The 18,369-nt window shown below is 65.3% G+C and carries 18 protein-coding genes; 13 read left to right on the forward strand and 5 right to left on the reverse strand.

Going from position 1 to position 18,369, the window contains the following annotated elements; all coding sequences use genetic code 11:
* Positions 1-55: 55 nt before the first annotated feature.
* Entirely contained in the window at positions 56-967 is a 912-nt protein-coding gene (gene kdgD / locus J2W49_RS16765; RefSeq protein WP_310319173.1) for a 5-dehydro-4-deoxyglucarate dehydratase, read from the reverse strand.
* A gap of 116 nt (positions 968-1,083) precedes the next feature.
* Positions 1,084-2,136: a LacI family DNA-binding transcriptional regulator gene (locus J2W49_RS16770; RefSeq protein ID WP_310318712.1), complete on the reverse strand. Its 1,053-nt coding sequence runs from the start codon at positions 2,134-2,136 to the stop codon at positions 1,084-1,086.
* 169 nt (positions 2,137-2,305) lie between these two features.
* On the opposite strand from J2W49_RS16770, the gene J2W49_RS16775 reads away from it, so the two are divergent.
* The 4 genes from J2W49_RS16775 to J2W49_RS16790 all read left to right on the forward strand — a co-directional run bounded on the left by J2W49_RS16775 (position 2,306) and on the right by J2W49_RS16790 (position 5,679).
* A complete protein-coding gene (locus tag J2W49_RS16775; RefSeq protein ID WP_310318715.1) occupies positions 2,306-2,794 on the forward strand; it encodes a hypothetical protein in 489 nt (162 codons plus the stop codon).
* A 47-nt stretch (positions 2,795-2,841) separates the two neighbouring features.
* Positions 2,842-3,993: an FAD-dependent oxidoreductase gene (locus tag J2W49_RS16780; RefSeq protein WP_310318719.1), complete on the forward strand. Its 1,152-nt coding sequence runs from the start codon at positions 2,842-2,844 to the stop codon at positions 3,991-3,993.
* An 84-nt stretch (positions 3,994-4,077) separates the two neighbouring features.
* Complete coding sequence (gene sigJ / locus J2W49_RS16785) at positions 4,078-5,076, forward strand: RNA polymerase sigma factor SigJ (protein ID WP_310318722.1); 999 nt, start codon at positions 4,078-4,080, stop codon at positions 5,074-5,076.
* Between the two features lie 99 nt (positions 5,077-5,175).
* Positions 5,176-5,679, forward strand: a complete 504-nt coding sequence (locus J2W49_RS16790) for a carboxymuconolactone decarboxylase family protein (RefSeq protein WP_310318726.1) — start codon at positions 5,176-5,178, stop codon at positions 5,677-5,679.
* Positions 5,680-6,030: 351 nt separating this feature from the next.
* Here the strand turns inward: J2W49_RS16790 and J2W49_RS16795 are convergent, their stop codons facing one another.
* Both J2W49_RS16795 and J2W49_RS16800 read right to left on the reverse strand, forming a co-directional pair.
* Positions 6,031-6,987, reverse strand: a complete 957-nt coding sequence (locus J2W49_RS16795) for a ketopantoate reductase family protein (RefSeq protein WP_310318729.1) — start codon at positions 6,985-6,987, stop codon at positions 6,031-6,033.
* A 16-nt stretch (positions 6,988-7,003) separates the two neighbouring features.
* Complete coding sequence (locus tag J2W49_RS16800; protein ID WP_310318731.1) at positions 7,004-7,303, reverse strand: hypothetical protein; 300 nt, start codon at positions 7,301-7,303, stop codon at positions 7,004-7,006.
* Positions 7,304-7,497: 194 nt separating this feature from the next.
* On the opposite strand from J2W49_RS16800, the gene J2W49_RS16805 reads away from it, so the two are divergent.
* From J2W49_RS16805 to J2W49_RS16845, 9 genes are all read left to right on the forward strand, one after another.
* Positions 7,498-8,499 carry a BMP family protein gene (locus tag J2W49_RS16805; RefSeq protein WP_310318736.1) on the forward strand — a complete coding sequence of 334 codons (1,002 nt, stop codon included), beginning with the start codon at positions 7,498-7,500 and terminating at the stop codon, positions 8,497-8,499.
* Positions 8,500-8,545: 46 nt separating this feature from the next.
* Positions 8,546-9,511 carry a 5'-methylthioadenosine/S-adenosylhomocysteine nucleosidase gene (locus tag J2W49_RS16810; protein ID WP_310318739.1) on the forward strand — a complete coding sequence of 322 codons (966 nt, stop codon included), beginning with the start codon at positions 8,546-8,548 and terminating at the stop codon, positions 9,509-9,511.
* On the forward strand, positions 9,508-11,091 hold the full coding sequence (locus tag J2W49_RS16815) for an ABC transporter ATP-binding protein (RefSeq protein WP_310318742.1): 1,584 nt from the start codon (positions 9,508-9,510) through the stop codon (positions 11,089-11,091). The genes J2W49_RS16810 and J2W49_RS16815 overlap by 4 nt, the downstream gene beginning before the upstream one ends.
* The gene (locus tag J2W49_RS16820; protein WP_310318746.1) at positions 11,081-12,139 is read left to right on the forward strand and encodes an ABC transporter permease; all 1,059 of its coding nucleotides are present in this window, start codon (positions 11,081-11,083) and stop codon (positions 12,137-12,139) included. Before J2W49_RS16815 ends, J2W49_RS16820 begins: the two co-directional genes overlap by 11 nt.
* Before the next feature lie 15 nt (positions 12,140-12,154).
* Entirely contained in the window at positions 12,155-13,078 is a 924-nt protein-coding gene (locus tag J2W49_RS16825; protein ID WP_310318749.1) for an ABC transporter permease, read from the forward strand.
* Position 13,079: 1 nt separating this feature from the next.
* A complete protein-coding gene (locus J2W49_RS16830) occupies positions 13,080-13,718 on the forward strand; it encodes a LysE family translocator (protein ID WP_310318752.1) in 639 nt (212 codons plus the stop codon).
* A 12-nt stretch (positions 13,719-13,730) separates the two neighbouring features.
* A complete protein-coding gene (locus tag J2W49_RS16835; protein ID WP_310318755.1) occupies positions 13,731-15,044 on the forward strand; it encodes an amidohydrolase family protein in 1,314 nt (437 codons plus the stop codon).
* Positions 15,041-16,159, forward strand: coding sequence for an MBL fold metallo-hydrolase (locus J2W49_RS16840; protein WP_310318758.1), 1,119 nt, complete (start codon positions 15,041-15,043; stop codon positions 16,157-16,159). The genes J2W49_RS16835 and J2W49_RS16840 overlap by 4 nt, the downstream gene beginning before the upstream one ends.
* Before the next feature lie 339 nt (positions 16,160-16,498).
* Positions 16,499-17,647: an alpha/beta fold hydrolase gene (locus tag J2W49_RS16845; protein WP_310318761.1), complete on the forward strand. Its 1,149-nt coding sequence runs from the start codon at positions 16,499-16,501 to the stop codon at positions 17,645-17,647.
* A 132-nt stretch (positions 17,648-17,779) separates the two neighbouring features.
* Here J2W49_RS16845 and J2W49_RS16850 read toward each other — a convergent pair whose 3' ends face one another.
* Entirely contained in the window at positions 17,780-18,139 is a 360-nt protein-coding gene (locus J2W49_RS16850) for a hypothetical protein (protein ID WP_310318763.1), read from the reverse strand.
* Positions 18,140-18,369: the final 230 nt, after the last annotated feature.

Here is an 18,369-nt window from a genome sequence, read left to right on the forward strand (position 1 = left end):
TGGCGATGAAGTGAGGGCGGTGAAGAAAACGGGGGAGTGGTTGGATGGCGTGGGCTCACTGCGGACCCAGTGCCCGGATCAGCGCATCCAGCTGCTCCATCTCGGCCGGTTTGAGATCGGTCAGCGGCGCACGCACCGGTCCGGCCCCATGGCCCACCAGTTGTGCCCCAGCCTTGACGATGCTCACCGCGTAACCCTGGCCCCGGTTGCGGATGTCCAGGTAGGGCATGAAGAATTCTTTCAGCAGGCGGTGCTGCGTGGCCATGTCGTCGGTGCGCACGGCCTCGTAGAACTGCATGGCGGTCTTGGGGATGAAGTTGAAGACGGCTGAGGAATACACCGGTGTGCCCAGCGCCTTGTAGGCCGCGGCATACACCTCGGCCGTGGGCAGGCCACCCAGGTAGGCAAAGCGCTCGCCCATCTTCATGTAGACCGATGACATCAGCTCGATGTCGCCCACGCCGTCTTTGAAGCCGATCAGGTTGGGGCAGCGATCGGCCAGGATGGCCAGTGATTCCGGCGTGAGCTTGCAGACGTTGCGGTTGTAGACGATGACACCGAACTTAACGCTCTTGCAGACCTGCTCCACGTGGGCAATGAGGCCTTCCTGGCCGGCTTCGGTGAGGTAGTGCGGCAGCAGCAGGATGCCGTGGGCGCCGGCCTTCTCAGCCGCCTGTGCGCACTGGATGGCAAAGCGGGTGGGGCCACCGGCGCCGGCAATGATGGGCACCTTGCCGCGGCAGGTGTCCACAGCGGTTTTGATGATGGCGGGGTACTCCTCTGCGGTGAGGGAGAAGAACTCACCGGTGCCGCCGGCGGCAAAGAGGGCGGAGGCGCCGTAAGGGGCCAACCACTCCAGGCGCTCGGCGTAGCCCTTGGAGTTGAAGTCGCCCTGGGCGTCGAAGTCGGTCAGCGGGAATGACAGCAGGCCGCTGGACATGACTTGCTTGAGGTCTTGAGGTGATATTTGCATGGCGGTGATCTGGATATGAAAGCGGTTCCATAAAATGGTAGCGGTTCCATTTCGAGATCACAAGCCACAAAAATCAGGGTTTACCCGGGATGTCGACGGGCGGTCGGCGATCAGGCGCTGGCGCGTTCCACGATGGAAAAACCCACGTCCACCACCGGCTGGGCCACGGCGTGGCCTTCGGCCCGGGCCACCAGGAAACGCGCGGCCTGCTCGCCAATGGCCGCGCCATTGATGCGCACCGATGTGAGGGCTGGTTCCAGATCGGCCACAAAATCGAAGTCGCCGAACCCCACCACGCCCAGATCTTGGCCGACGCGCAGCTCACGGCTTTGGGCCTCGGTCATCACACCCAGGGCGAGCAGGTCGGAGCTGCAGAACACGGCGTCCGGGCGTGAGCCGCTTTCCGCGAGCCGGGCCAGTGCGGTACGGCCACTGCTCAGCGTGCGCGAACCGCCCACACTGATGCGCTGCACCGGAGGCAATCCCAGTTCCAGCGCGGTGGCCTCAAAGGCGGATGCACGCCGGCGGGCACGCTCGTCGTCCGCCGTGACCAGCGCCAGTTGTTGACGCCCCCGACCGGCCAGGTAGCGGGCCACGGAAGAGCCAATGTCGCGGTGCGAGAAGCCCACCAGCATGTCAATGGGATGGTCGGTGAGGTCCCAGGTTTCGACCACGGGAATGCCCGCACCCAGCAGGCGTTGCCGGCTCTGCGCGGAATGATCCACACCGGTGAGCACGATGCCGTCGGGGCGGCGGCCGATGATCGCCTCCAGCAGGGCATCCTCACGCTCGGGCGAATACCCGGTCTGGCCGAGCATCAGCTGGTAGTCCGCGTCGAACAGTGTGTCGGTGAGCGACTGCACCGTCTGCAGGAACACCGACATGGTGATGGTGGGCACGATGGCGGCAATCAGGTTGCTGCGCGTGGACGCCAGGCCACCCGCCAGCCGGTTGGGCACATAGCCGGTCTCACGAATCACCGCCAGCACCCGCTCCCGCACCTCGGGCGACACCACATCGGGTGTGTTGAGCACGCGCGAGACGGTCACAGGCGCCACGTCAGCCAGTTGCGCCACCTGCCGCAAGGTCATGGCGCCGGTGTTGCGCCGGTGTCTGCGCTGCGTTCCTTTGCCGCCTGCTGCTGATTCGTCGTTCACGCTCATAAAGCTCGCTTGAAGTGAAGGGGGATTCTAGGCAAGGACGCATGAGGCGTCTTTCCTTGCGTGCATAGCAGCCATGTCGGTCACATCGGTCGCACGAGAGGCACCCATTCTGCTCTGCGACAATGCGCAGCCGCCCGGGTTGAGGCGGGGACAAAATTGGGAAGAGGACATGAGAAAACTGTTTTGGCTCGGCGTGCTGGCGGCTGCGTTCTATGGACACAGCCGCTTTGTTTTTTCTGAGCCGAGTGTGATGAGCTGGATGCAGAAGCAGAACCAGATGGCCATGCAAGGCAAGGACGGCATGTGCGACGTCTATGCCTCGGACCTTCAGTTTGAATTGCGCATGCAGACCGCTCGGGGAGAGCAGCAGATGGGCGGCGACAAGGGAGCCCTGTGCGAAACGCTCAAGACCGCCAGCGCGGCGTTCAGAGCCACCCAGGCTTCGGTGGACACCAACCTCGAACTGGTCGGTGTCGAGCCATCCGGGTTCCCCTGGTTATCGGCCACCGTCAAGGTGCGGCAGTCCACCACGGTCCGTATGCGGGGTGCGCCCGCTCTTAAAGAAGTGGCGGAGTCCACGCTGTTGGTTCGGCGCACGCTGAACGGCAGGGAGATTGCCAGCATCGACTCCACCAGCACGGCATCCATCAGTCAATGAAGACTGCGTGAATCTGGCAGCGGCAAGCTGCGAGAAATGGGTGCAACATGAAAATCGCAGTCGTGGGCGCGGGCATCGGCGGTCTGGCCCTGGCCAGTCTGGCCGCGCGGGCCGGGCACGAGGTGTGTCTGTGGGAACGCTTCGAGCAGCCCCGTCCGGTGGGTTCCGGCCTGGTGATCCAGCCGGTGGGGCTGGCCGTTCTGGACCGCATCGGTGTGGGCGAAGAGGCGCGTGCGCTCGGTGCACCCATTGCCCGCATGCAGGGGCACCTGGCCAGTGGCCGCTCGGTGTTGGACGTGTCTTACCGCGTCAGTACGCCAGGACTGGCCATGCACCGCTCGGCGCTGTTCAGCCTGCTGTGGCAAGCGGCACGGCAGGCTGGCGTGGCGGTGCGCACGGGAACGGAAATCCATACCGCTCCGCAGGTGCAGGGCCGGCGAACGCTCTGCCTGCCAGACGGGCAGACGGTGGACGACGTGGACCTGGTGGTGGACGCCAGCGGTGCCGGCTCGCGACTCTCGCCCTTGCAGGCGCGGCCGCTGCGCTTTGGCGCGATCTGGGGCACGGTGCCCTGGCCGGCTCAAACGGCGTTGCCCATCAACGAACTGCGTCAGCGCTACCGGGCCGCCAGCCGCATGGTGGGCGTGCTGCCGGTGGGGCGCATGCACGCCAGTGATGTGCAACGGGCAGCGGTGTTCTGGTCCATGCCCACCGATGCGCTGGCCACCTGGGGCCAGTCGCGCATCGATGCCTGGCGCGACGAAGCGGTGGCCCTGTGGCCGGAGGTGGCGCCTTTTCTGGAGACCATCATCGATGTGAGCCACATGACGCCCGCGCGCTATGCACACGGCACTTTGCGCCGACCTTATGCGCCTGGCCTGGTGTTCATTGGCGACGCCGCGCACCGCGCCAGCCCGCAACTGGGGCAGGGCGCCAACATGGCCTTGCTGGATGCCTGGGCCCTGTTCACCGCCCTGCAAAGCCGCCCGCTGGATGAGGCCCTACCACGCTATGCCGCCATGCGCCGCTGGCATGTGCGCATGTACCAGATGATGAGTGCGCTGTTCACCCCCATGTACCAGTCCGGAAGCCGCAGCCTGCCGGTGTTGCGCGACCACCTGCTGGCGCCGGCCACCCATCTGCCAGGGGTGCCGCGGCTGCTCACGGCATTGGTGTCTGGCGATTTGTTGCGGCCTTGATGATCGAAACGGCGACGGCTGACCGGCGCGTCTGCCAGGAGGCGTGGTCCCGGCGCACAATGCTTGCCGTGTGGCCTTTGCGCCATGTCACACCACAAGGCGCTGCGTCGTCTTGCCTGTATGAACGCCTTCGATCCTTCGTCCAACGACCACGCCCAGACCGCCCGCGCCCTGCGCTTTGACCGTGAGCACGTCCGCTCCCTGCGGGCACTGGCCTACCGCATGCTGGGCTCAAGAGCCGAAGCGGAAGACATCGTGCAGGAGACCTGGCTGCGCTGGGCCGGCGTGGACGAGCAGGGTGTGGACCACGCTGGGGCGTTTCTCTCGCGCATCGCCACCAACTTGTGCCTGGATCGCCTGGGTTCGGCGGCAGCCCGGCGCGAACAGTACGTGGGCGTGTGGTTGCCCGATCCGCTGCTGGACGATGAGGCGCAAGGCGATTGGGCACCCAACCCCGAAACGCAGGCCGAGTTCGCGCAGGATGTTTCAGTGGCCTTCATGTTGGCGTTGGAGCGGCTGTCTCCGTTGGAGCGCGCGTCTTTCCTGTTGCATGAAGTGTTCGACATGGATTTTGAAGAGATCGCCCAGCGGCTGCAGCGCAGTGCCGCGGCCTGTCGCCAACTGGCCAGCCGTGCGCGCCAGCATGTGAAGGCCGACTACGCACGCCATGACGTGGCAAAAGAAGAGCGCGACCGCCTGTTTGACCTGTTCGCCGAGGCGGTGCGCAATCGCGACGTGGAAGCGCTGGCACGCGTGCTCACCGAAGACGCGCTGATGCTGGCCGACGGTGGGGGCAAGGTCAGCGCGGCGCCGCGGCCCCTGCAGGGTGGTGGACGGATTGCCCAGGCTTTTATCGGTTTTGCGAACCTGCCTGCCAGCCAGGGCTGGCGGCTGGAGCCGGCGCGGGTCAATGGCTTGCCGGGCGTGCTGGTGTTTGATGACCTGAACGGCGGGCGGCTGCTGCAGACCATCGCGCTCGCGCCATCGGCCTCTGAGCCGGGGCGTGTGGGTGCCATCTACATCCAGCGCAATCCCGAAAAACTGCAGGGTGTGCTCGCCGCTCTTGCCCGCCGACCCGCGTGACCGGGCGGGTCGATGTCACAGTGGCCCGCGCTGTGTCGTCTTGTGAATGTGTGTGCTGAACACACGCATTTCATCCACCTTCACAAAGCACATCCAACCATGAGCACGTCTACCTCTCTCGCCCAGCCCCGCGTCAACTACATGAAGCAGTCACCCGAGCTGTTTCAGAAATTCCTGGACTTCAGCATGGCCATTGCTCGCGATGGTGACATTGAACCGGGCATGGCGCACCTGGTTGACATCCGCGCCTCACAAATGAACGGCTGCGCCTTCTGCCTGGACATGCACGTCAAGCAGGCCCATCTGCACAAGGAAACCGCCTTGCGGCTGCACCATGTGGCCATCTGGCGCGAGTCACCCCTGTTCACCGAGCGCGAGCGCGCTGCACTGGCCTGGACCGAGGCGTTAACCCGGATTGATGCCCATGGTGTGTCTGACGCGCTGTACGAGCAAGTGCGCGAACACTTCTCCGAAAAAGAACTCTCTGCGCTCACATTTCAGGTGATGTCGGTCAACGGCTGGAACCGCGTGAATGTGGCCTTTCGCAGCGTGCCGGGTTCCAGGGACAAGATGTTTGGCCTCGACAAGGCCGGTCTGGCGTGAGTGTGGCCGGGCAGATGACCCACCCGCCCGGCCCACCAGGCTTTCCCCCATGCACCGGTGCCACCCTCAGTGTGTACGCGGGGTACACGCCATGGCGCCGGTGTCATTTTTTCTTCCCTCTTCCTTGTGACAGCAAGTACTCAATTTTGGCATTTTGTTGTCACCAATCTCTTAAAAATGCGTACCTTTATCCTATGTTGTCGACCAGCGGCCGTTTCTGGCTGACAGACGCAACGCGCCTGGAGGCGACCGCCTCAGCTGTGCGCGAGCGCTTTTCGGCTTTGGGCCTGGAGGTGCTGCGACCCGGTTTTTCTGCTGGCAGAGAGCTGAAGTACTGCCCGAAAGCCTTGGTCAACGCCGTGGCTGCTGCTCTGCGGGCCGCGAGTCGGCGAAAGCGTGTTCTGCCAGCTTCACCATCGTCCACAGCACACGGTTGGCTGGGGTAGGCACACCGAGCGCCTCGCCACGTTGCATCACATGACCATTGAGGTGATCGATCTCGGTGGGTTTGCCGCGCATCAGGTCTTGCGCGGTTGATGAGAACTGGGTCGGCATGGTCTCGGGTATGCGGCGCACGGTGGCATCCACGTCGGGTGGCAGGGTCACGCCTTCTGCCTGCGCCACGGCCTTGCATTCGGCCACCACGTCGCGCATCACGTCGACCACACCGGGACGCTGCACCAGCTCGCCATAGGGCAGGCGCGCCAGGGCGGACAGGGCGTTGTAGGCGCAGTTGAGGATCAGCTTGGCCCACAAGGCGCCGCGCACGTTGCCGGACACCTCGGTGGGCACGCCGGCTTCCGCCAGCGCCTGCGCGATCTGCGTGCTGTGTGGCGAAGGCTCGATCAGCAGTTCGCCGCGTCCATGGTGGCGCAGGTGGCCCGGCCCGGCCATTTCGGTGGCTACGTAGACCACGGCGGCGGCCACCGCGTGGTCGGGCAACACGCTGCGCAGCCGCTCGGCGTTGTCCACACCGTTCTGCAGGCACAGCACCAGCGCGTCGGGCGCCAGGTGAGGGCCCATGGCGGCGCCAGCGCTTTCGGTGTCGGGTGATTTCACGGCGAACAGCACCACGTCTGCGCCCGCCACCGCGCTGGCGTCGGTGCTGACCCGCAGGGCCACCGCTTCATCGAACCACTGGGTCTGCATGCGCAGCCCATGTGTCCTGATGGCATCGACATGCGTCGGCCGCCCGATCAGCGTCACCGAGTGGCCGGCGCGCGCCAGCATGCCGCCGTGGAAGCAGCCGACGGCGCCCGCGCCCATCACGGCGATAGCGAGCCTTGGTGGTGAGGATGTGGTGACCATGGGTCCGAGGCGCTTGTCAGATCGGGTCGCCCAGCAGCTTTGACAGGGCGGCAATGTTGGCCGCACTGGGCACCTGCGGCTTCACTTCGTCTTCTTCGGCGGTGGCGTTTTCATGCGCCTGGATCGCGTTGACCATCGCGTACTGGTTTTCCCATGAAAGCGTTTTGCCGGGTGGGCACAGGTCGCGCAGGGTGCCGAACCAGTAGTAGCCGTCCTTGCCACCAAAGAGCTTGTCGATGCCGCCCGCATCGCCGGGTTTGAGGCCCTGGGCGGCGAGGATCAGGTTGAGCTTGTGGTGGGAGACGGAGTAGTGCATGGGTTGTCCTGTTCGGGTGGCGTCGGGGTGGGCGATTCTACTGAAGGGCGGTGCGCACCGGTTGACCAGACCCAAACGTGCACAGGTGCTTGGCACTGCAATTGCTTGCGTGTTTGAATGCAGGGCGTGCGCCACAGCGACGAGCTGTGGCTGGCTTCCTGCTCCCATCCTTCCACCCTTCGAGGAGTCTCCTGATGTCCGTTCCCGCCTTTCGCCGCCGCCCCATGATTGCACTGGCTGCCTCGCTGGCCCTTGCGTTGCCCGGCTGGGCACAGGCACAAACCAAGCTCAAGGTCGCCGCGATCTACACCGTGCCTTTTGAGCAGCAGTGGGTGAGCCGCATCCACAAGGCACTCAAGGCAGCGGAGGCGCGCGGTGAGATCGAATACAAGGCGAGCGAAAACGTGGCCAACGCAGACTACGAGCGCGTGATGCGCGAGTACGCCAACGGCGGAAACCAGCTCATCGTGGGCGAGGCTTTTGCGGTGGAGGCTGCGGCTCGCAAGGTGGCCAAGGACTTCCCCAAGACATCGTTCCTGATGGGCTCATCCGGCAAGCCGCAGGCGCCCAACTTCGGCGTGTTCGACAACTACATCCAGGAACCCGCCTACCTCACCGGCATGATCGCAGGCGGCATGACCAAAAGCAACCAGATCGGACTGGTGGGCGGCTTCCCGATTCCAGAGGTGAACCGCCTGATGCATGCCTTCATGGCCGGCGCGAAGGAAACCAACCCCAAGGTGAGCTTCACCGTGACCTTCATCAACAGCTGGTTCGATCCTCCCAAGGCCAAGGAGGCGGCCTTCGCCATGATCGACAAGGGTGCCGACGTGATGTACGCCGAGCGCTTTGGCGTGAGCGACGCGGCCAAGGAACGCAAGGTGCTGGCCATCGGCAACGTGATCGACACCCAGCCCGACTACCCCGAGACGGTGGTCGCTTCCGCCATCTGGCACATGGAGCCCAGCATCGACGCAGCGATCAAGGCGGTGAAGGCTGGCAGCTTCAAGGCAGAGGACTACGGCCCGTATTCGATGATGAAACACAAGGGCAGCAGCCTGAGCCCTCTGGGCACCTTCGAAGGCAAGGTGCCAGCCGACATCGTGGCCAAGGTCAAGGCCCGGGAGGCCGATATTCTGGCAGGCAAATTCACCGTGAAGGTGGACGACAGCCAGCCCAAATCAAGCGCCAAATGAGTCGTGTTGAAGCCACCACCGCCGCCAATCAGAAAAGTGAGTTGACATGACTGGACCGTTTCGCCTTCGCTACTTGCTGGCAGCCTGCGCCATCGGCACGAGCCTGTGGCTGGGTGGCTGCGCGGCTGTGCCGCCGCAGTCCCCGGGTGTGACCAGCGCTGAGGCCGTGCGCCTGGACGCTGCGCCACGTGTGGCGGTGCTCACGGCCTTTGCCCCTGAAATTGTGCTGCTGCGCAAACAGCTGCAAAACCCGGTGAGCCACCAGATCCACGGGGTGGAGTTCATCACCGGTCAGCTCGCTGGGCGCCCTGTCGTGCTCTTCCTCTCGGGCATCAGCATGGTCAACGCGGCCATGAACACGCAGCGTGTGCTGGACCACTTCAATGTGCAGGCGCTGGTGTTCAGCGGCATCGCTGGCGGGGTGAACCCCGGCTTGCACATCGGCGACGTGACGGTGCCGCAGCAGTGGGGGCAGTACCTGGAGGTGCTGATGGCGCGCGAGACGGCGCCGGGCAAGTACACCGCACCGGGCTTCATGAAAGACCCGATGTTCCCGAACTACGGCATGCTTTTTCCGCGTGGCGTGGAAGTGCTGACCAGCGAAAAGCCGGAGGTGCACCGGAAGTTCTGGTTTGAAGTTGACCCGAACATGCTGGCCACGGCGCGCAACCTGCAGGTGGGGCTCGCGGCTTGCACAGCGCCAGGCAAATGCCTGACAAGCCCCCCGAAGCTGGTGGTGGGCGGCAATGGCGTGTCTGGCCAGGCCTTCATGGACAACGCAGCGTTCCGCGACTACACCTTCAAGACCTTCGAAGCCAACGTGCTCGACATGGAGACCGCCGCCGTGGGGCAGGTCGCCTACAGCAACCGGGTGCCGTACATTGCCTTCCGTTCGCTCAGCGACCTGGCCGGTGGCGGCGAAGGTGAAAACGAGATGGGCACTTTCTTCGGGCTCGCGGCCGACAACTCGGCCAAGGTCTTGATGGCATTTCTGGCCGCCTGGAAGCCGTGACGGTACCCGCGCGAGCGCCGGGCGAACCGGTATTGCGCCTTTCCGGCATCACCAAGCACTTCGGTTCGCTCGTCGCCAACGACGGCATTTCGCTCACGCTTGGCGAGGGTGAAGTGCTGGCCCTGCTGGGGGAGAACGGGGCGGGCAAGTCCACGCTGGTGTCGATCCTGTTCGGGCACTACGTGGCCGACGCCGGCAGCATCGAGGTGCTGGGCCAGCCGCTGCCGCCGGGCAACCCGCGCGCAGCGCTGGCGGCTGGCATTGGCATGGTGCACCAGCACTTCACGCTGGCCGACAACCTTTCTGTGCTGGACAACGTGCTCATGGGCACCGAGCCGCTGTGGTGGCCACTGTCGCGCAAGCGGGCGGCGCGTGAGCGCCTGCTGGCGGTGGCCGAACGCTTTGGCTTGCCGGTGGCGCCCGAGGCTCTGGTGGGCAGCCTCTCCGTGGGCGAGCGGCAGCGGGTGGAGATCCTCAAGGCGCTGTACCGGGGTGCGCGCATTCTCATTCTTGACGAGCCCACGGCGGTGCTCACGCCCCAGGAAAGCGAAGCGCTGTTCGACACGCTGTCGCAAATGGTGGCGCAGGGTCTGTCGATCATTTTCATCAGCCACAAGCTGGCCGAGGTGCTGCGGGTCTCTCACCGCGTGGCGGTGCTGCGCCAGGGCAGGCTGGTGGCCGAAGCACCAGCAGAAGGAACCACGCCCGCGCAACTCGCGCAATGGATGGTGGGGCACGCCGTGAACGAACCCGAGCGCCGTCCCACGAAGGAAGTGGGTGACGTGGTGTGCGAGCTGGCGGGCGTGAGCACGCCGGCCGGTGTGCGCGAGCGGCTGGAAAACGTGTCGCTCACGCTGTGTGCTGGCGAGATCGTCGCCATTGCTGGGGTGTCGGGGAATGGTCAGTCGGCGTTGGCCGAGCTGCTCTGTGGTGTGCGAAAAGCCAGCAGCGGCCATGTCACCCTGCAGGGCGAAGCCTTCCCCGCCTCACCCGCCAGACTCGCGGCGGCTGGCGTGGCCCGCATCCCGGAAGACCGCCACGCCGTGGGCGTGGTGGGTGATCTGCCAGTGTGGGAGAACGCAGTGTCCGAGCGCCTGCGCAGCCGTGCTTTTGCCTTCGGCCCCTTTGTGCGGCGTGGCACGGCACGCCAGCACGCACAGCGCGTGATAGAGGCTTTTGACGTGCGCGGCGGCGGCCCGCTCACACCGGCGCGGTCGCTTTCGGGGGGCAACATGCAGAAGCTGATTCTGGGGAGGGCGCTGATGTCACTGGGAGGCAATCAAACAGGTAAGCAAGCCCAGTCAAGCTCCGAGGTACCTGTGCTTGTTGTGGCGCACCAGCCCACGTGGGGTCTGGACATCGGCGCGGTTTCGTATGTGCAGCAGCAACTGATCGCCGCGCGCGACGCGGGCTCAGCCGTGCTGTTGATCTCGGACGATCTGGAAGAGGTGATGACCCTGGGCGACCGCATCGCCGTCATGCACCACGGTCATCTGAGCGAAGCGCTGCCGGCCGAGGTGTGGACGCGCGAGTCCATTGGCCTGGCCATGGCCGGGCATGGAGCAACCCATGCGGCTTGAACGGCGCACACAGGCCTCGGCGGCGGCGCTGGTGCTGGCACCGCTGGGAGCGATCGGCTTCACACTGCTCGTCAGCAGCGCGCTGGTGCTGTGGGCAGGCGCTCCGGTGGCGCAGACCTACGGCTTACTGTTGCAAGGCGCTTTTGGTTCGCTGTTCGCCTGGAGCGAAACGCTCACCCGGGCGGTTCCGCTGATCCTCACCGGGCTGGCGGCCACGGTGGCCTTCAAGGCGAGGCTGTTCAACATCGGCGCCGAGGGGCAGCTCTATGCCGGCGCGCTGGCGGCAGTGGCGGTGGGTGGCATGCACGGCGGTACCGGGCTGGAATGGCCGGTGTGGCTGCTGTTCCCGCTGATGATGCTGGCGGCGGCGCTAGCCGGTGCCTTGTTGCTGCTGGGGCCTGCGCTGATGAAGCAGCGCCTGGGGGTGGACGAGGTGGTCACCACCCTGCTGCTCAACTTCATCGTGCTGCTCATGGTGTCGGCCGCGCTCGACGGACCCATGAAGGACCCGCTGGCCATGGGCTGGCCGCAGAGCGTGTCACTGGTGGGCGATCTGGAACTGTCGCGCCTGATCGAGGGCACGCGGGTGCACACAGGGCTGATCTGGGCCTTTGCGCTGGCGGTGCTGGTCTGGGTGTTGTTCAAGTACACCGTGCTCGGCTTCGACATCCGCGCCGTGGGTGCCAATGCACGAGCTGCCGCTTTTGCGGGCGTGCCAGTCACGCGCACCGTGGTGATGGTCGCGCTGCTGTCGGGGGCGCTGGCCGGGCTGGCCGGCGCCATCGAGGTCGCGGGCCGCGCCAGCTACGTGACGCTGGACATGTCGCCGGGCTATGGCTACACCGGCATCGTGATCGCCATGCTGGCTGGCTTGAACCCGCTGGGGGTGATTGCGGCGGGCGTGTTCGTGGCAGGCGTGCTGGTGGGCGCCGACAGCATGAGCCGAGCCATCGGTGTGCCCACCTACCTGGCTGACGTGATTGTGGCGGTGGCTTTGCTTTCCGTATTGGTTTCCACGCTGCTGGCCCAATACCGAGTTCGTCGATGATAGAAGGCTGCCGGCATGGCTGAAGTGATCGACATCCTCATCAACCCCGCTTTCTGGGTCGCGGTGTTGCGCATCGCCACGCCGCTGATCCTGGGCACACTGGGTGTGTTGTGGTGTGAGCGGGCGGGGGTGCTCAATCTGGGCATCGAAGGCATCATGGTGGCGGGTGCCTTTGCCGGCTGGTTCGCGGTCTACCAGGGCTTGCCGCTGTGGGGCGGCGTGGCCGTGGCCGCGTTGACGGGCGCGGCGTTCGGCCTGTTGCACGCGGGGTTGACCGTGGGGCTGGCGCTGTCGCAGCACGTGGCCGGTCTGGGTATCACGCTGTTGGCGACCTCGCTTTCGTATTACGGCTACCGCGTGAGCTTTCCCAAGGTCAACACACCGCCGACCATCACGCCTTTCGCCCCCATGGACTGGCTGGGCATTCCGGTGCTGGTTGCGCAGACGCCGCTGACTTTGCTGGCCATTGCATTGGTCCCGTTGTCGGCCTGGGTGCTGTACCGCACCCCGGTGGGCTTGGCGGTGCGCATGGTGGGTGAGCACCCGCAGGCCGCCGAAGGGCAGGGCGTGTCGGTGGCGGCGGTTCGCACAGGCGCCATCGTGGCGGGCTCGGCGCTCATGGGCATGGCCGGCAGTTTCCTCACGCTCTCTGCCTTCAACGCTTTCTTTTTCAACATGATCAACGGCCGCGGCTGGATCTGCGTGGCGCTGGTGGTGTTTGCATCATGGCGTCCTGGCAAGGCCTTGCTGGGCGCGCTGCTGTTTGCTTTTTTTGATGCGCTGCAGCTGCGCCTGCAGCAGTCGGGCGACGCGTGGCTGCCGTATCAGTTCTATCTGATGTTGCCTTACCTGCTGTCCATTCTGGCGCTGGTGCTGGTCGCGCGTCGCGCGGCGTATCCTCAGGCCCTGATGAAGCCCTACCGGAAAGGGGAACGCTGAGATGATCGCCACACAGACCTTGTTGATGTTCGCCACCGCCTCGCTGGCGCTGGCGGTGATACCGGGGCCCACCATGTTGCTGGCGCTGTCCAACGGCATGCATGGCGGCATGCGCCGCGCGGCCTGGGGCGTGGTCGGTGCTTGCCTGGGCAGTGGGGTCGTGATCGCGGTGGTGGCTGTGGGCCTGGGATCGTTGTTGACGGCGTCGATCTGGCTGTTTGAAGCGGTGCGTGCGCTGGGTGTGCTGTACCTGCTCTGGCTGGCGGTGCAGCTCTGGCGCAGCCCGCCGGTGAACCTGCAGGCCGCCATCAGTGGGCTGCCCGGGCAGCAGGGCGCGGGGCGCGCGGCCTTGTTGCGCAGCCTGATCGTGGCGCTGTCCAACCCCAAGGCCTTGCTGTTCTTCGCGGCCTTCCTGCCGCAGTTCATTGATCCCATGCAGCCGCTGGCACCGCAGTACGCCACGCTTGGCGGTCTGTTTCTTGCCATTGATGCGCTGGTGATGGTGGCTTACGCGGTGGCCGGGCGGCAGGCAGTGCGCTGGCTGTCACAGACCGGCCTGCGCTGGCTGAACAGGGGGTGTGCCGTGGGCATGGGCGCACTGGCGATCCTGCTGGCCGGTTATCGCCGCCACGCTGCCTGAAAGGAAAGCCCCGTGCTGGATTTGCTCATCACCCACGCCACCTTGCCCGACGGCCGCACCGACATGAGCGTGGCCGTGCAGGACGGACGCATCGCCGAAGTGGCCCAGGGCCTGCAGGCGCCTGCGCGCGAGACACTGGATGCCGAAGGCCAACTGCTCACGCCACCGTTCTGCGACCCGCACTTTCACATGGACGCCACGCTCAGCTACGGCCTGCCGCGCGTCAATCAGAGCGGCACGCTGCTTGAAGGCATAGCGCTTTGGGGCGAGCTCAAACCCCTGCTAACCGAAGAGGCCCTGGTGGAGCGTGCACTGGTATACGGCGACTGGGCCGTGGCCAAAGGCTTGCTGGCCATTCGCAGCCACGTGGACACCAGCGACCCCAGCCTGCGGCCGGTGCGCGCCATGCTTGAAGCGAAGAAGCGCATGGCACCTTACATCGACCTTCAACTGGTGGCCTTCCCGCAGGACGGCGTGCTGCGCAGCCCCGGCGGCCTCGACAACCTGCGGCGCGCGCTCGACCTGGGCGTGGACGTGGTGGGTGGCATCCCGCATTTCGAGCGCACCATGGCTGACGGCGCGGCCAGCGTGAAGCTGCTGTGCGAACTGGCCGCCGAGCGTGGCTTGCCGGTGGACATGCATTGCGACGAAAGCGACGATCCCCTCTCGCGCCACATCGAAACCCTGGCCTTCGAGACACAGCGCCTGGGTCTGCAGGGCAGGGTGAATGGCTCGCACCTCACCTCCATGCACAGTATGGACAACTACTACGTGAGCAAGCTCATTCCGCTGATCGCCGAAGCCGGCGTGAGCGCAGTGGCCAACCCGCTCATCAACATCACGCTGCAGGGCCGCCACGACACCTACCCCAAGCGCCGCGGCATGACCCGCGTGCCCGAACTCATGGCGGCCGGCGTGACCGTGGCGTTCGGTCACGACTGTGTGATGGACCCGTGGTATTCGCTGGGCAGCGGCGACATGCTGGAGGTGGCACACATGGGCCTGCACGTGGCGCAGATGACCAGTCAGGCCGGTATGCGCCAATGCTTTGAGGCGGTGACCACCAACGCCGCCAGGGTGATGGGGCTGGCCGGCTACGGCATCGAAGCGGGCAGCGACGCTAGCTTCGTGCTGCTGCAGGCGCGCGATCCCGTCGAGGCCATCCGCCTGCGCGCGTCGCGGTTGAAGGTGTGGCGCAAAGGCAAGCTTCTGGCACAGACAGCGCCCGCCAGCGCGCGCCTGAACCTGCCGGGACGGGGCGACTCAATCGCGTTCAGGTCGGACAGACAGCCAGCGGCTGCGGCCAACAAGGGAGCACCCAAGTGAATTCTTTCGGCAAACGAGCTGAGGGCGAACGCCTGGAGCGCATGCGGACCTCTGCGTTGTGGGACGGCCAGGGGTTTCGCAACCGGCATCCGGTGTTGCCCGGGCTGCGCGATGCCACCGTGCCCCGACCCACACTCAAGGAACTCCTCAGCCCGGGCGGGCGCCGCACACCTGCGGGCCCGCTGCCCCTGACGGACCCGCGCGAAGCCTGGTCGCGTCCGGTACAAAGCGGATTGAGGGCCACCTGGCTGGGGCATTCCACGGTGCTGATCGAAATGGACGGCCACCGGGTACTCACCGACCCGGTCTGGGGCACCCGCGCGTCGCCGTTTCGCCTGGTCGGCCCCAAGCGCTTTCAACCGATGCCGCTGCGCCTCAGGCACATGCCCGAGGTGGATGTGGTGGTGGTTTCCCACGACCACTACGACCATCTGGACTACCCCACCATCCGGGCGCTGGCCCGGCACAGCCGGGTGCCGTTCGTGACGTCACTCGGCGTGGGGGCCCATCTTCAGGCCTGGGGTGTGGCGGCCGAACGCATCACCGAGCTGGACTGGTGGGAAAGCCACCGCGTGCCAGGCACGGGCCTGACCATCACCGCAGCTCCTTCCCAGCATTTTTCCGGTCGCGGTCTCAAGGACCGCAATGCCACCCTGTGGTCCTCGATGGTGATGCGCACCGACAGGCACAAGGTCTTCTTCAGCGGCGACACCGGCCTCACCACCGAGTACAGCACCATCCGTGATCGCCTCGGCCCGTTCGATCTGGTCATGCTGGAAGTGGGCGCCTTTCACCCGTCGTGGGGCGACATCCACCTGGGTCCGGTCAATGCCTTGAAGGCCCATGCGCTGCTCGGTGGCGGAGCGTTCCTTCCCGTGCACTGGGGCACCTTCGGGCTGGCCATGCACGACTGGGACGAGCCGGTGGAAACGCTTCTGCAACTGGCGCCTGCACAGGGTGTTCCGCTGCTCATGCCTCGCATGGGCGAAGCCGTGGAGCCCGCCCATGGGCCGTCCGTTCGCCCGTGGTGGCGCACAAATGCGGCACCGGGCGAAGCACCTCGACCCGTGAGCCAGACGCCGATGGAACGCGAGCTGCCCTGGCCGCTGGACTGAACGCCCTTCGCCGCAAGTTCTAAAAGCCCTAGCGAAGCCCGAAGAACGACAGGACCGCGACGACAACGACCACAAGGCCGACGATGTAAATGATGCTGCTCATGGGGAAACCTTTCTGATTGAAGTTGGCAACAGAACAAGGACGGAATAAGTGACCTTGTTCCCGAATCCATGGATTCCGAACATTCATTGAACCGCTCGCGCACAGCCCTGTCGGTGTGCTAGCGAACATATGCGCAGGCGGTGGGTTGCGCCCTGCGTTTGTGCGCAACCGAACAGACAATCCCGCGCGCTCCGCGCCATATGGCTGCTCCACCTTCAACTCACCCGGAGCGGCACATGAACCCCTTGACCACCCCCACGCCCGACACCCCTGTCGTGGACCAGGACCTCGCCGAGCAGGCCAAACCCGGCCACGGCATTCCATCGCAGGACCCGGACCCTGCGGCACAAACACCGCTGCCTACCGATGAGATCGAGCGCGAGGCCAAGTCGGCGCTGGTGGGCGGTGGCATGGTGGCCGGTGCGGTCACGGGCGCCGCCATCGGGGTCGCGGTGGGCGGCCCGGTTGGCATCCTGGCCGGTGCCTCATTGGGTGCGGTGGCCGGTGTGGTGGGCGGTAGCGCCGCCGGGGCTGCGGCGGGCCCGGACGACGCCCGCAACACCGCCGACACACCCTCAGGGCAGCACGTGCGCCTGCACATCGAAGACACGGGCGGCAGCGGCCGACCGGTGGTGCTGATCCATGGCTGGCCGCTGTCTGCACAGGCCTGGGCGGCGCAGGTGCCGGTGCTGGAAGAGGCGGGCTACCGCGTGGTGGCCTACGACCGGCGTGGCTTCGGTCGTTCAGACAAGCCGACCTCAGGCTACAGCTACGACACGCTTGCCGACGACCTGCAACGCGTGCTGGACGCCTGCAAATTGCAGGACGTCACCCTGGTGGGCTTTTCGATGGGCGGGGGCGAAGTGGCCCGCTATGTGGCCCGGCACGGCGAATCGCGCCTGCGCAGCGTGGTGTTTGCGGCGGCCGTGCCGCCGTGCCTGATGAAGTCGGCCGACAACCCCGAAGGACCGCTCACGCCAGAGAAGGCGCAAGAGAAGAAAGCGGGGCTTGAAGCTGGCCGCGCAGCGTACTTCGACGCGTTCACGCAGAGCTTCTTTTCGGCCAACGGTCAGTTGCTGGTGAGCGAGGCGCAGCGGGGCGAGGCAATCGCCGTGTGCCTGGAGTCGGCACCCCATGCGGCCCTGGCCTGCATGGATTCGTTCGCCACCACGGATTTCCGAGACGACCTGAAAAAGATCACCGTGCCCACGCTGGTGATTCATGGCGACGCCGACGGCATCGTGCCCATCGAAGGATCCGGCCTGCGCACCCACCGGGCCGTGCCCCACAGCCACTTGGTGACGGTGCCCGGTGCGCCGCACGGGCTGAACGTGTCGCACGCGCAGGTTTTCAACGATGCGCTGCTGGCGTTTCTGCAACGCTGAAATGACGTGGCTGGGGCGGGTCATCGTATGTTGCATTGACCGGTTGAATCCGCCGCCCTAAGCGTTGTTTGTGCATCTGTAATAACCGCCGTTCGACGCCACCGTGACTGGCCTTGTCAGATGCACACCTTCTCAACCACCATACGACTCGATTCGTTTGACTTGATGGCATTTTGTCGAGGTGAACTCGATGATGTGGCAAAAGCGCTGCTCACCTTCACCGTGTTCCGCGCGCCCATTCACAGCTCCAACCTTTCCGTGGGATATAGCGTGATCGATTGTCAAGGCTGTCGGTTTAACCTGAGGACTTAGCGTGTCCAGAATTTTTTCTGCGGTGGCCGTTCTGCTGCTCAGATAAATCCATACAGCCTCAGAATCAAGGATGGTGGAAAGGCGCTCACAATCGCGCATTTCTAACGCGATACCGATGTCTTCCACCATCTTGTTCTTGGGCGAGTTCCCACAATCGGCGCTTCTATTTAATTTCGTCATCTGTGCACTCCGATGAGCATCTAACGTTTGATTGGTTGTTCGTCGCGCCCGCCTTTGGGCGCCGGTATCGCATCGACGAACGACAGGAAGCCAATTCGACATGACCTGCCTGGCAGGAGGACCATGGCGGCGCTGGCCCGCAGGCCGTGCGACAGGCTCTGAATCGTGCTCGCCCGCTTCACCATTGATCTGCCTCCGCCTTGCCTCTACCGCCAAAGACCATAGACGCC

This window comes from Hydrogenophaga palleronii (assembly GCF_031457455.1).
In the GTDB taxonomy this organism is placed as follows: Bacteria; Pseudomonadota; Gammaproteobacteria; order Burkholderiales; family Burkholderiaceae_C; genus Hydrogenophaga; species Hydrogenophaga palleronii_A.